12 protein-coding genes and 1 pseudogene are annotated in these 14,337 nt (G+C 67.1%); 6 read left to right on the plus strand and 7 right to left on the minus strand.

The annotated features are described in order from the left end of the window. From E0T84_RS26430 to E0T84_RS26455, 6 genes are all read right to left on the minus strand, one after another. Positions 1-312: a PE family protein gene (locus tag E0T84_RS26430; RefSeq protein ID WP_138745962.1), complete on the minus strand. Its 312-nt coding sequence runs from the start codon at positions 310-312 to the stop codon at positions 1-3. After that, positions 312-4,301: a type VII secretion protein EccCa gene (eccCa, locus tag E0T84_RS26435; protein ID WP_138745963.1), complete on the minus strand. Its 3,990-nt coding sequence runs from the start codon at positions 4,299-4,301 to the stop codon at positions 312-314. The genes E0T84_RS26430 and eccCa overlap by 1 nt, the downstream gene beginning before the upstream one ends. Next, on the minus strand, positions 4,298-5,848 hold the full coding sequence (eccB, locus tag E0T84_RS26440; protein ID WP_138745964.1) for a type VII secretion protein EccB: 1,551 nt from the start codon (positions 5,846-5,848) through the stop codon (positions 4,298-4,300). Before eccB ends, eccCa begins: the two co-directional genes overlap by 4 nt. After that, complete coding sequence (gene eccA, locus E0T84_RS26445) at positions 5,845-7,614, minus strand: type VII secretion AAA-ATPase EccA (protein ID WP_138745965.1); 1,770 nt, start codon at positions 7,612-7,614, stop codon at positions 5,845-5,847. The genes eccB and eccA overlap by 4 nt, the downstream gene beginning before the upstream one ends. Positions 7,615-7,800: 186 nt before the next feature. Then, positions 7,801-8,703 (minus strand): class I SAM-dependent methyltransferase, encoded by a 903-nt coding sequence (locus E0T84_RS26450; RefSeq protein WP_070189514.1) that lies wholly within the window; start codon positions 8,701-8,703, stop codon positions 7,801-7,803. A 30-nt stretch (positions 8,704-8,733) separates the two neighbouring features. Continuing rightward, complete coding sequence (locus tag E0T84_RS26455) at positions 8,734-9,636, minus strand: oxygenase MpaB family protein (protein ID WP_070189513.1); 903 nt, start codon at positions 9,634-9,636, stop codon at positions 8,734-8,736. Between the two features lie 76 nt (positions 9,637-9,712). Between E0T84_RS26455 and E0T84_RS26460 the strand changes: the two genes are divergently transcribed. The 3 genes and pseudogenes from E0T84_RS26460 to E0T84_RS32465 all read left to right on the plus strand — a co-directional run. Next, positions 9,713-10,327: a TetR/AcrR family transcriptional regulator gene (locus tag E0T84_RS26460; protein WP_070189512.1), complete on the plus strand. Its 615-nt coding sequence runs from the start codon at positions 9,713-9,715 to the stop codon at positions 10,325-10,327. Positions 10,328-10,346: 19 nt separating this feature from the next. After that, positions 10,347-10,511, plus strand: coding sequence for a hypothetical protein (locus E0T84_RS32460; protein WP_234998632.1), 165 nt, complete (start codon positions 10,347-10,349; stop codon positions 10,509-10,511). Then, a pseudogene (locus E0T84_RS32465) lies at positions 10,495-10,710 on the plus strand (SAM-dependent methyltransferase); the annotation flags it as partial. The gene E0T84_RS32460 and the pseudogene E0T84_RS32465, both read left to right, overlap by 17 nt. A 145-nt stretch (positions 10,711-10,855) precedes the next feature. On the opposite strand, the gene E0T84_RS26470 reads toward E0T84_RS32465, so the two are convergent. Then, positions 10,856-11,437 carry a VOC family protein gene (locus E0T84_RS26470; RefSeq protein WP_070189510.1) on the minus strand — a complete coding sequence of 194 codons (582 nt, stop codon included), beginning with the start codon at positions 11,435-11,437 and terminating at the stop codon, positions 10,856-10,858. Between the two features lie 123 nt (positions 11,438-11,560). On the opposite strand from E0T84_RS26470, the gene E0T84_RS26475 reads away from it, so the two are divergent. Genes E0T84_RS26475 through E0T84_RS26485 form a run of 3 tightly spaced genes read left to right on the plus strand, consistent with a single transcriptional unit; the run spans position 11,561 to position 14,273 of the window. Continuing rightward, entirely contained in the window at positions 11,561-12,190 is a 630-nt protein-coding gene (locus E0T84_RS26475; protein WP_070944928.1) for a TetR/AcrR family transcriptional regulator, read from the plus strand. Further along, on the plus strand, positions 12,187-13,308 hold the full coding sequence (locus tag E0T84_RS26480; RefSeq protein WP_171055189.1) for an alpha/beta hydrolase: 1,122 nt from the start codon (positions 12,187-12,189) through the stop codon (positions 13,306-13,308). The genes E0T84_RS26475 and E0T84_RS26480 overlap by 4 nt, the downstream gene beginning before the upstream one ends. Then, positions 13,284-14,273: a 2-hydroxyacid dehydrogenase gene (locus E0T84_RS26485; RefSeq protein WP_171055190.1), complete on the plus strand. Its 990-nt coding sequence runs from the start codon at positions 13,284-13,286 to the stop codon at positions 14,271-14,273. The genes E0T84_RS26480 and E0T84_RS26485 overlap by 25 nt, the downstream gene beginning before the upstream one ends. The last annotated feature ends 64 nt before the right edge of the window (positions 14,274-14,337 follow it).

The raw sequence follows: 14,337 nt of genomic DNA on the forward strand, positions 1-14,337 counted from the left end.
TCAGAGGCCGCGCGCGATCATGTAGGACGACGCTGCCATCGCGTCACCGGTGATGTAGCTGGCGCCGGACTCCCCGACACCGACGCCCGAGCGGCCGAGCTCTTCGACACCCTGGGCGGCCAGCACAGAGTGCTGGGCGCCGTGCGTGCTGAACCCGGTCGCGGTCTGCAGTGACACCGCGTCCGCTGCTGGGGGGATCACTGCCGAGACGACGGGGGCGGCCGCTGCATGGGCGGCGGCCAGACGCGCGGTGAGCGCTTCGACGGCCGCGCTCGCGGCGGTCAATCCTTCCGGAACTACCCGCAATGTCATCAGAATTCCTTTCTCCCGTTGTTCACGGACAGCGCCGTGTCATCGATGAGTGGGTTGACGAGCTGGACGAACTCGGGCGCGTCGCCGTCGCCGAGCAACATGCCGCGTCCCGCCGGGAACCGGGCGAACCGGTGCCCGCGGAGCTTGCCGCTGTCGGCGGGATTGCCCGACAGCATCAACGTGGTCGCTTGTAGATCGTTGAGACGACGCAGCAGCGGCGCCGTCATCACGGCGTGCGCCGATCCGGTGGCCCGGGCCGTCACGATCACGCGCAGACCCAGATCAGCTGCCTCGGCCAGCAGATTCACGATGTTGGTCCACGGCCGCTGCCCCGCGAACGGCCCACTGACCGAGGGTCCGTCGGGGATCTGGTCGACGTCGTCGATGATCAGGTAGTGGATGTGGCCGTCGGTCCCGGTCCGCTGGTTCCAGGCACTGAGCTCTTGCGGGCTCAAACCGGCCGGCGGACGGCGCTTCTCGATGAGGGCCGACAGGCCCAGCATCGCCGGCAGCACGCGGTCGATGTTGGCGGTGTACTCGTTGTCCGGGAACAACGGTTCCTCCACCAGATGCAGCCTCCGGTCGATGACGGTGAAGGCCACCTCGTCCGGCCGCGAGTTCTCGCGGATGGTCCGGATGATGTGCCGCAGCAGCGTCGTCTTGCCCGACCGGGTATCGCCGAACACCGCCAGCAGCGGGTTGGTCTTGAAGTCGATCACGACCGGTGCCAGGTCCTCTTCGCGCTGGCCGATGACCACCTGCTCGGGCGCCGGGTACAGCGGCGCCAGCGCCGCCGGAGCCAACGCGGTGGGCAGCAAACGCACCGGAGGTGCGCTCTGCCCCGGGTAGCGAGCGTTGATGACACCGATGTCGCTCAACTGCGGCTCGGCGAACAGGAAGTGCTCGGCGGCCATGGTCAGACCCCGGCCGGGCTGATCGGCCGGTACCGATTCGGCCGGTCGGCGCAGCGCGCCCGCGACGCGCACGATGCTGTCGTGGCTGTCGTGCAGCTTGAGTTCCAGCCGCAGGCCCAGACCGTCGCGCATCGCCAGCGGCACCTCCAGCCAGTTCGGCGTGGTGATGACGACGTGGATGCCGTAGGCCAGACCGCTGTTGGCCAGCTCGGTCACCTTGGCCAGCAACGGGTTACGCGTATTGAACGTGTCGGTGTTGTCCCGGCTGAACGCGTACAGGTTGTCGATCACCAAAAAGACGTTGCCGTAACCGTCTTCATATCTTCCGGTGGAGCTACCCATCCGGCTCACCGCGCCCTGCCGCTGACGGGCCTGCAGCAGCTGCTCGAGCTCACCGAAGGTGCGGCGGATGCGCTCGGGCTCCAGCGGGGTGGCCACACTGCCGACGTGGGCCAGATCGGCCAGGCCGGCCAGCTGTCCGCCGCCGTAATCCAGGCAGTAGAAGCTCACCTCGTTCGGCGAGTGCAGTGCGGCCGCCGACAGCACGAACGTCTGCAGCGCGGTCGACTTGCCCGATCGCGGACCACCATGGATCAGCACGTTGGCGGCCGACGAGTTCGCGTCGTACACCAGAGCGTCGCGGCGCATCTCGAACGGCTTGTCGATTTCGCCCAGCGGCCAACGCAGTTGGCCAGGTTCGATGTCGGTGGCGGCCAGCACGTCGTCCAGTGCGATGGCGTTGTCCAGCGGCGGCAGCCACAGCTTGGGCGCCTGCGGGCCGTAGGTCGCCAACTGGTCGCCGATGGTGGCGATCAGCTTGCGCGGCGGCGCTACGTCGACTTCTGGCTCGTTCGTGACGATGACAGTATCGGGTTCGGGCTCGACCCGCGAGGCGGTGAACAGCTGCGGTTGCGGCAGCGCCCGCACCACGATCGACTTCTCGGCGCGCGGCGGATCGTAGATACCGTCGACATAGGTGCTGCGGAACTTGATCGGCACCGCACCCGGGGCAGGCACCAGGAAGCCTTCGCCCTTGTGCTCACGACCCGACTCGATGTGATAGGCGTCCTCGACCCCGATGATCTGACGGGAGATGCTCGGGCTGGCCACCTTCAGGCCGATCCGGTACGACGTGTTCTTGTCGATGTCCTTGATCCGGCCCACGTCCAGGGTTTGCGACGCGAACAGGATGTGAATCCGGAACGAGCGTCCCTTGCGGGCAACGTAATCGAACAGATCCGCGTACTCGGGATGCTCGGCGAGCATGAGAGTGAACTCGTCGGCGACCACGAACAGCGTCGGCATCGGGGGAAGGTCAGCGGCCCCGGCCACCCCCGACTCCCTGGCAGCCTCGTACTCGGTGACCGAGTTGAAGGCACTGCCCTGTATCCGGCGGCCGGCCTCCTTCAACATGTGCTCGCGACGGGCCACCTCACCGCGCAAGGTGTCGGCGAACCGGTCGGCCAGCGACCGCTTCTCGGCCATGTTCGAGATGACCGCGACCACCTGCGGGAAGTTGCGGAAGATGTCGGCACCGGCCTCGCCTTTGAAGTCAGCGTAGATCACGATGAGCCGATCAGCGGAGTGAGTGGTCAACAGCGACAACAGGATCGACATCAAGGTCTGCGACTTGCCCGAGCCGGTCATACCGATCATCAAGCCATGCGGGCCCATACCGCCCTCGGCCTCGTCCTTGAGGTCGAAGTACAGCGGCTCACCGGTAGCGGTGACACCGATCGGTACGCGCAGTTCATCGTCGCGGTTACGCGGAGCCCACAGGTCGGCAACGTCCAATGCCGAGGCATCTGGGATGTCGAGCAGTGTCGTGAAGGTGGCGCCACCGGTGGCGGTCGACCGCACGTAGCCGGGGTTGGAGTCCCAGCGCGACAACCGACGCGCGATGTGGGCGGCCGCGGCGGCCGACATCGCGTCGGCGTGAGCGACATACGGCTGCCAACCGCTGCTCTGCCACCGCTCGATCCGGCCCTCGGTGACCCGCAGGATGGGCCGCTCGGGGTCGGGGTACTGCTCACGGTTGGGCAGCTTGTCGCTGCGGTGGATCACGGTGACCCCGGTCAGACCCGGTTTGCGTGCGATGTCGTCGGGGTCGGCTTCGGGATCGTCGAGCACGACCAGCATGTGCTTGAGCGCCTGGTCGGCCGCCGCCGGGAAGGCCGGCCGGCCGGCCAGCGCCGAATCGAGTTGTCCGCGAAGCTCGGTGACACCGCTGGTCAGATACCGGGCCGGACCGACGCCGTCAGCCTGAGACGGAATATCCACGTGCGGAAGCCACTTGAGCCACGACCAGGTGTCGGCATCGACGTCGGGCGAGGCCAGCGCCACCCCGAGCATGGTCGGGTCGTGCCAGGTGACGGCTTGGGCAATCCAGGCCCGCAGTGCGCCGCGGACTTCCTCGGCCTCACCGATCACAGTGATTCGGGCCAGCTTGGTGACGTCGATGCCGGTGGGGGCGTCGCGCACGGTGCGCTGTACGTCGAGCAGGCCACGAAGGGTGGTGTGCGACACCGGCTCCAGGTCGATCTCGTCGGCGGTGTCCTTGACCTTCAGCGCCGCATCCAGCGGCACGTCGTGCAACCCCGCGCGCAGCACCAGGAAGTCACGGTCACGCGGGTCGCGCTCCCACTGCCGACGGGTGCCCGGAATGACGGCCAGGGCCTCGGGCTCCGGGTGCGACCACTCCAGCGCCGCACGCTGCTCGGCGGCATGGGCACGGACATTGTCGCGGACCACCGACAGGTAGCGCAGGTAGTCGGCGCGCTCGGCGTCGACCTCCTCGGTGCGCATCTTGTTGCCGCCGCGGTAGAGGGCGGTGGCGGCCAGCAGCAGCACGAACGGGAAGAACAGCATGGTCGGCGAGATCATCCGCATACCGGTGGCGAACAACGCGACGATCATGCCCACGATCAGGATGACGATCAGGTAGGGCAGTACCCGGCGCAGCAGTGACGGCGGGACCATCCGTTCCAACTGAGGTGGCGGCTCGATGGTGATGGTGCCCTTGCGGGTGGTCGGCGGAGCCAGCCGACGCTGGTGCTCGAAGATCAACCTACTCATCGCGTTGCCTCCAGGCGAGCAGCATTGGCGTTGGACGACAGCGCATCGTGTGCGGTCAGGGCGTCGCCACGGGACAGGGTCGGACCGGCAGCGAACTGCGTCAGAATCGACCACGGAATGGGCAGGGCCGGCGCGGTGAGTCCAAGCGCGGCAAGGGTTTTGTCGTCACCGTTGGTGTCGATGCCATAGCGCACGCCGGTGTCGCTCACCCAGAAATGCGAGCCGGCGACCGGCGATCCGGGCTCGGCACCCACGGTCTGCACCAGGTACCCGGTTCCGGGCTCCATCGCGACACGAGTGGCGGCACCGTTGGCGCCCGCGCCGACCAGGTCGACGCTGTGTTGCCCATTGGGGATCGGGAGGGCCGCACCGGAGAGCAGGCTCAACCGACTCTCGGTCGCGCCGGCGGGCTTGCTCCACTGCGCGCAGGTCACCGGGGCCGCCGAGTCGGAAACCAGTTCGAAGGGCCTCGTCGGATAGGCAGCGGTGTCGATCCCGTGGGCCACCGGCGTGCGGGCGACCTCATCAGCTCCGAGTCGCGGCGGCTGTTGCAGCCCAAAGGAATCGGTGTTGCGCATGATCGACGCGAGCACCGGAGAGATCGGCTGCAGGCCGTCGGGCAGCACCGCGTAGTAGCGGACGGTGTTGTCGGCCTCGGCGGCCGAGACCACCGCACCGACCGGGACCGGCGTCGACAACTCGAACTGTGCGGGAGCCCCCGCGCCGGCGATGGCCGGAGCGGTCAGCGCGGGAGCCTCGGGAATCGCATTGAACAGGCCGGCCGCGATCGGGCGCGGAGCCGGGATCTCGGCACCGAAACCGAGCGCATCGGTGACCGCGCGGTTGTTCAGGTCGATCGGGCTGCGCTTGCCGTCCCACAGCAACCAGTCACCCGGGAAGGGACCACCACTGTGGTGCACGAGCACCGCCTGACCCGCAGTGATCGGCAATGCCCGCTCCTCACCGGAGCCAAGCGTTCCGGCGATCAGCGTCACGCCGGCGGACGAACCCGAATTGCTGTCGCAGACAGTCCAATCCGCGGCAGAACTGGCGTTCTGCACCATCCGCTCCGGCGCGCCTGGAATGCCGAGCAGGTTGCCTCGCGGGTACTTGTCGATCTCGCTGGTCTTGACGGTGGTCGGGTTGTCCGCCTTGCCCGTGATCAGCCGTGCCGACGTCAGGTTGAGCACGGGATGAAGCTGTTCACCCACGCGCACGTACAACGCCGCGGTGGATCGGTCGGCCAGCACGGTGTCGTTGCCGGCTGTACCGCCCGGGCGGAACAACGAGAACAGGAAACAGCCGACCAGGCCGGTGATCAGGATCAATGCGCCGGTCAGCACCGCACGGCTCTGCGTGCGCAGCGGGTCGACCAACATCCGGGTGTCGTGCAGTGCCACACCGGAGGCGATACGACGCTGCACGAATCGCCAGCCCGTGACCTGGTTCTTGGTGACAAAGCCGCGCCGGTAGGACACCTGGTCGGGGTTCTCGTTGGACGGCGTGCGGGACGCGAATGAGCGCCGGTCCGGATCGGGTGCGGTCATGCGGGCACCGTCAATCCCAGCCCGCGCAGCAGCGGGGCGGCCGAATTGTTCACGTCACCGGCGGTGATCGTCATCATCTCCTCGTCGGTGAAGTCGTCCTGGTCGGAATGATCAAGGCGGTACTCGCGTTCCTCCTCGGAACGCTCCACCAGGTTGCGGACGAAGCGGCCGTTACCGGCGATGTCGAGGCTGCGCCGCGGCACGCCGGCGGCGTCGGGCGTGGTGGCCTCGGCCAGGTGGCCGAACAGCTTCTCCATCTCGTCGTGGGCGGCCTTCTCGAAGGTGCTGTCCCGCTTCTCGGCCATCCGCTCGGCGATCTCGACGAGTTCGGACGACGAGTACGACGGAAAGTCGATGCTGCGCGTGAAGCGGGAGCGCAGACCCTCGTTGGTGTCCAGGAACATGTCGAGGTCCTTGCGGTAACCCGCGACGATCACCACGAGCCGGTCACGGTCGTTCTCCATGCGCGCAAGCAGCGTGTCGATGGCGACCAGACCGAAGTCGTTCTTGGCACCGGTGGACACCAGCGCGTACGCCTCGTCGAGGAACAGCACACCGTCGAGCGCGCTGTCGATGATCGCGTTGGTCTTGGCTTCGGTCTCACCGATGTGCTGGCCGATCAGATCGGCACGGTGCACTTCGCGGACCGTCTCCTTCTTGAGAAGCCCCAAGCCGCAATAGATCTTGGCGACCACGCGGGCGATGGTCGTCTTACCCGTACCGGGAGGGCCGGCGAACACCAGGTGATTGGTGCGCTGGGCCACGGCCAGCCCGCGCTCCTGACGGCGGATCGACATGGCCACCGAGCTCTTGAGCCGGGCCACCTGGAACTTCACTTCTTCCAGGCCGATGAACTCGGCGAGCTCGGCCTCGGCCTCGACGAGCAGGTGCGCCTTGCGCTCCTTGGCGCCCGGATCGACGAAGTCGGACTCCGACGGTTCGGTCTCGGGATCCCACGGATCGGTGCGGGCATCGATGCGTGCGGCGTTGGTGATCAGCAGCCCGAAAGTCGTGTCCAGCAGGGCCTCTTCAACCTGCTTGTTCTCCGGGTGCGCGGCGAACAGATCCTGCAGCACTTCGTTGGCGTCCTCGTCCTCGCCCTGCGCGCGCAAGGTCAGCGCCTTGGCCAGGGCGCCGTCGAGCGCGGCCACCGCGACCGGGCCGGAGGGGTCCTCCAGGTAGGACAGCGCGGGGGCCAACATGCCGAGCCGCGCCAGCGCGATGCCCAGGGTGGTCCGCGCGGCGTGGGCGCTGACCTCGTCGAGCGACGGGTTGGTGACGACCGGGGTGAGCAGCCGCACCACGTCGTTCCAACGCTGGGCTTGGTGGTTGAGCGCCACCCGCAGCCACGTGGCGTTGAGCCATCCGGGACGGCGGGCGAGCAGCTCGCCCACCAATGCGTCGGCCTCGGCGAGCTGCCCCTCGGCAGCCCGGCGCGCCGCGTAGGCCAGCTGGAAGTCGTCCACCTCGCTGGCGCGGAACTGCAGGTACAGGCCACTGTCATAGGTGAAGCCGAGGTCGCCGGCGGCGAGCTCGATCTCCCGCTGCAGGAGCCCGGCGCTACCCCGGGTGCGCCATACCGCGTCGATGACCGGTCCGGACACATCGCCCGCGGCGGCCAGGCCGGTCCAGGCGTCACAGTGGTCATGCGCGATACGTGTCAGACCGGCGAAGCCGGTCCGGGCTGCGTCGGCGTCGGCCGGCCGTTGCCGGTCGTTCACCGTCAAGCCCAGCGCACGACAACATGTGGCGAAGCGGCTGATCACATCGCGATCGAGCCGGGGCGCTCCCTGTGTTGGAGCCGCAAGCGTGTCACTACCCATATGCGTGCACGGGAGCCACTAAGCCCCCGAATCTCTCCCTTATGTATGGCTAAGCTAACTTTTGCTGAAGTTAGCATTGCATAACTTAAGTGTCGAGAGGCACGTACTCGCACTAGGTCGTGAACTGCCTCACCTTTTTGTCGCAGAGACCAAGGTGATAGTTCCTGTCATCAGGCCGGCTTCGGAGTCGGGAGCGGGTACCGGGCGACCGACGTCGACCAGATACCGGTGCAGCGGCGTCGCCACCGCGTCCCAGCCCCGCGACCCGAACCACCGCTGCGCAGGCTCGTGTTGCTGGTTGTACACGAGCGTGAAGAAGGCGTTCTCTTCATCGGAGGCCGCCGCTTCCGCGCGCTTGGCCTCGAAAGCATCATCCGGCATCGGCTCCGCCTCCTCGATGCCGACAAAGCTGCCCGGTGCGGCCAGTGCGTCGATTCCAGCAAACAGCTGTTCCTGTGCTGTGGCAGGCAGGTAGATCAACAGTCCCTCGGCGATCCAGCCTGACGGCCGCGCCGGGTCGAAGCCGCTGTCCTGCAGCGCGCGCGGCCAGTCGTCGCGCAGATCGATCGCCACCTCGCGGCGCTCAGCTCTTGGTGCGTCGTCGAGGCCGTCGATGGTCTCGCGCTTGAACTCGAGCACCTGGGGCTGATCCAACTCATACACAACTGTGCCGTCGGCCCAAGGTAGCCGGTAGGCCCGCGAGTCCAGGCCCGCCGCCAACAGCACCACTTGCTTGACCCCGGCGTCGATGGCACGGGTGAAGTACTCGTCGAAGTACTTCGTGCGAGCACCTTGGAAGGTCACGAAGCTCTCGCCGAACTCGGTCTGCAGCGGATGCTCGGGATCGGTGCCCTCCACCGCAGCAGTCCACTCACCCCCGACCCTGCGGCAGAACACCTCGGCATACTGGTCAACGGCGAGCGGATCTTCCTTCTGTGCCTCCAATGCCCTTGATGCGGCTACGAATAACGCCGTCGAACCGACGCTCGTGGTGATGTCCCAGTTGTCATTGTCTGTTCGTCCGGTGCTCACCCGCGCGAGGGTACGCCGCGAACCTGGCAGCTACACCAATGGACGCCCGGTGCGGATGCGCCAGTCGAGGTCCTTGAGCAGCACATTGAACGGGAACTGCCGCAAGACCGAGGGCAGCAGGTCGTTGATCGTGCGCAGCACCGCGATCAGCTGATCGAACCGCTTCTGGCTCTTGGCATCCCACGGCAGGTGCATCTCGTCGCGGAACCGCTGCGGCAGGAACCCGGTGGTGATCAGCAGGGCAACCGCGTCGAGCCGGCGCTGCACGAAGCGGGGCAGCTTCGGGTTCTTGGGGCGGCCCGCGGCGATCGGGTACAGGTAGCCGCGCACGGTGTCGTCGATGTGCAGTTTCTCGAGCGACTCTTCCCAGTACCGGTCGAACGCGGCCCGGTCGGCCGGCCACATCTCCTCGGGCACTTGCAGGGTGGTGCCCATCGTGACGCTGTCGCGGTAGTGGCGGTCGGCGGTCTCGTCGTCCAACTCTCCGACGAACATCCGGAACACGTCGACCCCTCCCTTGTAGAGGCAGGCGGCCACCCACAGCTGCAGATTCTTGTCGAACGCGTTGTATTTCACCGGGCTGTCCTCGGTGGAATACACCTGCGCGTGGGCCTTGTTCACGGCACGTCGGTAGGCCGCTTTCTGGGCATCGGAGCCGCGGGTGGCCACGGCCAGGTAGGTGAAGGTGGTCCTGGCCCGCTTGATCGGGTGCAGGTCGGTGCGTCCGCTGTCGACGCGACTCTCCACCACGCCATACCCGACACCCGGGTTCGCCAGCTGCATGATCACGTTCGCCGGACCGGCCAGCAGCGCGACACCCATCAACCCGTCGTCGAAGCTGGCGGCCCGCCGGCGGCGCTTGGGCGCAGCCCCGGGACGCGACGGGTCGTTCATTGCCCGTTCGACGTGCGGGATCGGTTCACTGACCGTCATGGTCACCCCTTCTAAAACTGAGAACGTGTGATTCCTGATATTGGCCTGCCAGCCTGACGGGTGTCAAGATGTGGGAATGAAGCAGGTCCGCCCATACCGCGGCATCGAAGCCGCCGACCGTGTCGCGCAGCGGCGCAGCCAGCTGCTGGAGGCGGGGCTGGACCTGTTGGGCGCCGACGACGCCGAGGTGACGGTGCGCGCCGTGTGCCGCACCGCCGGGCTGGCAGCACGGTATTTCTACGAGAGCTTCGCAGACAAAGACGACTTCGTCGGCGCGGTCTACGACTGGGTGATCGCCGATATCGCCACCTCGACACAGGCCGCCGTCGACGCGGTCCCCCTGGCCGACCAGACCGTGGCCGGCATGACCAACATCGTGCACCTGATCGCCAAGGATCCGCGGATCGGCCGACTCCTGTTCAGCGTCAAACTGTCCAACGAGGTACTGACCCGCAAACGCGTCGAATCCGTGGCGCTGTTTGCCACGCTGCTCGGCCAGCACGCCGGCGACGCCCTGCAGCTGCCGGCCAACGACTATCTCAAAGCCACTTCCTATTTCGCGGTCGGCGGAGTGACACAGACGATCAGCGCCTGGCTGTCCGGCGAGGTCTCACTATCCCCGGAACAACTCATCAACCAGCTGCGCTCGATGCTCGACGCGGTGGCCGGCATGCACCAACCGGGGACCTGATGCGTCGCATGATGGCGACATGACCAACTCCGCACAGTCTGCAGGTCAGGCAGTGGCCGATACCGGCGTCCTGGTGGCGGCCATCCGCACCGAGGAAACCCGTCGCACCGACCGGCTTTTCGACGACCCGTTCGCAGAGCGCCTGGCCGGGAACTCCGGACGGAATACTGGCTGCGGTGCGTGAGCAGATGCAGCGCAGTGGGGCGCCGTGGTTGTTCGGCACCGACGCCCCGCAACAGTTGTGTGAGCGATGGGGCTGGTCGGCCGTCGTCACCGACGTGGCCGAACCGGGGAACAAGTGGGGCCGGTGGTTCGCCCCCGCGGTGCCACTGGACGTTCCCGGGGTGCCCCGCGGGTATTTCGTCGTCGCCACCAAGTCCTGACGCCCGCCCCGCCACGTGTTCTCGGTGCCACACATCTCCACTGTCACGACATCTCCACTGTCACGCTGGAGTGGCTACCGGGCTCGACAGCCACGCTAGCGTGACAATGGCGAGGCGGGCCGAGCGAGCCGGCGCCAACGCCCGATCAGTGCCCTGCGGTTACCGGCGGCCGTCGGTCGGCCGCCGTCTTCGGCGGAGTCTGTGCGTCGTTGTCGGTGAATTCCTTGGTCCAGCACGCGAATTCCAGGGTGATGCCGTCGGGATCGAGGAAGTAGAACGACCGCACGTAGACGCCGGGGTGCACAGTGGCCGACGCCTGCATCGGGCTGTCGTCGTGGTTGAGCACGGGGCCGACGCGAACGCCCTTGGCCTTGAGTTTCTGCCGGTACTCGTCGAATTTCTCGGCGGGCACGTGTAAGGCAATGTGATTGAGCGAGCCGGTGGCGCTGACGAATTCGCCGATGCCGGGGATGGCGGCCGGCGCCGAGATCCCCGGCACGCCGTCGGGGGCGTCACGGAACCAGAAGAACGCGATGCAATCCCCGTTCCCCGCGTCGAAGAAGAAGTGCTGGCCCATGTCGCCGGGCAGATCCAACGACTTGATCAGGGGCATCCCGAGCACGTTGGTGTAGAAGTCGACCGTGCGCGCCATGTCCGCGCACACCAGGGCCACATGGTTGATTCCGCCGAACTCGAATTCCGAGTTGGGATTGTCGGGCTTGATCACGTCGATGAACCTCCGGGGCGAACACGCCAAGGACTGGCGCAAGTGCGAATCTGAATCTAACATCAGATTCAGATGTGATCAATGGCCTGCCAGGTTCCCCGTTCGCCGGGAGTGAGGAAATCCGTGACCGTCAGTCCCCGCACCCCGCTGCCGACCGCGCGCGGGCGCCAGACCCAGGCGGCGATCGACAACGCCGCCCGCACGGTCGTCGCCCGCAAGGGCATCCTGGCCACGACGATCTCCGACATCGCCTCCGAGGCGGGCCGCTCGGCCGCGTCGTTCTACAACTATTACGCCTCGAAAGAGGCCATGGTCCGCGAATGGGCCCTTCGGTTCCGCAACGAGGCCCGCGAACGCGCGCTGCCTGCAACGGCACCGGATCTGACCAACTGGGAACGCTGCCACCAGGCAGCCTCCGCGCACTGGACCACCTACCGGCACCGCCTGGCCGAGATCATCAGCGTGTCCCAGATGGCGATGATCGACGACGACTTCGCCGAATACTGGGACGAGATCTGCCAGCTGCCCATATCCATGATCACCGAGATGGTCAAACATGCTCAGCAGCAAGGGTTCTGCCCCGACGATGACGCTCACCTGACCGCCGTCGCGTTGGTGTCGATGCTCAACCAGTTCTGCTACACCCAGCTGTCCGGCGGTCGCGACGCCACCGCCGACGACGCCGCCTGCATCAGCACCCTGGCCAACGTGTTCCACCGGACCATCTACCACGAGGAGAGACCCCGCACATGAACCAGCCGGAAGTGATCCGCGAGTTCATCGGCATGGAATCGCCGACGGCCCAGCGTGCCGGCGCCGGCGGCTTCCCATGCCAGGGCCTCTACTACCGGCCCGCGGGACACAAACCGACAGTCGCCGTGATCGCCACCCACTATCAGATCGACTTCTCCGAGCACTACATCGCCGACTACCTGGCTGCCAGGGGCGTCGGATTCCTGGGGTGGAACACCCGCTTCCGCGGATTCGAGAGCAGCTTCCTGCTCGACCACGCCCTGGTCGACATCGGAGTGGGCGTGCGCTGGCTCCGTGACCGGCAGGGAATCGAAACCGTTGTGCTGCTGGGCAATTCCGGGGGCGGATCACTGATGGCCGCCTACCAGTCCCAGGCCGTCGACCCGAATGTGCAGCCGCTGGCCGGGATGCGACCGGCGGCCGGTCTCACCGAACTGCTGCCCGCCGACGGGTATGTGGCCAGCGCAGCCCACCCGGGCCGCCCCGACGTGCTCACCGCCTGGATGGACAGCTCCGTCGTCGACGAGAACGACGCTGTCGCCGGCAACCCCGAGCTGGACCTGTTCGACGAGCGCAACCCCGCGCCCTACTCGGCGGAGTTCGTGGCGCGCTATCGCGCCGCCCAGGTCGCCCGCAACGAGAAGATCACCGACTGGGCCGAAACGGAGCTCAAAAGAATTCGGGCAGCGGGGTATTCGGATCGTCCCTTCACAGTGATGCGCACCTGGGCCGACCCGAGGATGGTCGACCCCGCCATCGAGCCCACCAACCGGCAGCCCAACCTGTGCTACGCCGGCACTCCGATCAAGGCCAACCGATCGGCCCGCGGCATCGCTGCGGCCACCACCGTGCGCAACTGGATCGGCATGTGGAGCCTGCGGCACGCCCAGACCAGGGCCGAGCCGCATCTGGCCCGGATCACCTGCCCGGCCCTGGTGATCAACGCCGACCAGGACACCGGGGTGTTTCCGTCCGACGCCAAACGCATCTACGACGCGCTGGCCGGCACCGACAAGTCCCAGTGCTCGATCGACACCGATCATTACTTCACCACTGCCGGCGCCCGCGATGAGCAGGCCGATACCATCGCCGAATGGATCGCGAAGCGGTGGCCGTGAACCCCGGACCCATCCGGGTTCTCGCGCACTTCACCCCCGGCGACAAGGTGCTGAATTTCCTTGCACCGCATCAGGACTGGCTCGATGTGCGGTTCTGCGCCGAAGATGACGACGACACCTTCTACCGGGAACTGCCCACCGCCGAGGTGCTCTGGCACGTGCTGCGGCCGGTTTCCGGCGATGACCTACAGCGCGGTCTCCGGCTGCGGCTGGTGCACAAGCTGGGCGCGGGCGTCAACACCATCGATGTCGACACCGCCACCCAGCTGGGCATCCTGGTGGCCAACATGCCCGGGGCCAATGCCCCCTCTGTGGCCGAGGGCACCGTGCTGCTGATGCTGGCCGCGCTGCGCCGGTTGCCCGAACTCGACCGTGCCACCCGGGACGGTACGGGCTGGCCGTCGGATCACAGCCTGGGCGAGACAGTGCGCGACATCGGCGGGTGCACCGTCGGCCTGCTCGGCTACGGCAACGTCGCCAAGCGGGTCGAGAAGATCGTCGTGGCGATGGGCGCCGAGCCGTCACAGGTCCTGCACACCAGCACCCGCGACACCGGCCACCCTCGATGGCGCCCCCTGCCAGATCTGTTGGCCGCCAGCGACATCGTCTCGTTGCATCTCCCCCTGACCGACACCACCCGCGGCCTGCTGGACAGCAAGGCCCTGGCGTCGATGAAGGCCGGCGCGGTCGTCATCAACACCGCGCGGGGGCCGATCATCGACGAGCCTGCCCTGGTCGAGGCACTGCGCAATGGACAGCTGGCGGCCGCCGGGCTCGATGTGTTCGCCGAGGAACCGATACCCGCCGACAATCCACTGCTGGAGCTGCCCAACGTGGTGCTCACCCCACACGTCACCTGGTACACCGTCGACACCATGCGGCGCTACCTGACCATGGCGGTGGACAACTGCCGGCGCATTCGCGACGGGGAACACTTGTCCCACGTAGTGAACGGGGTCAGATAGGCCGCTGGAGTGGCGCCGGTCACGCCGGGGTACCCTCGGGCCCAACCGACCGGTTAATAGACCC

Origin of the sequence: Mycobacterium sp. DBP42 (assembly GCF_005924235.1) — a bacterium.
In the GTDB taxonomy this organism is placed as follows: domain Bacteria; phylum Actinomycetota; class Actinomycetes; order Mycobacteriales; family Mycobacteriaceae; genus Mycobacterium; species Mycobacterium syngnathidarum.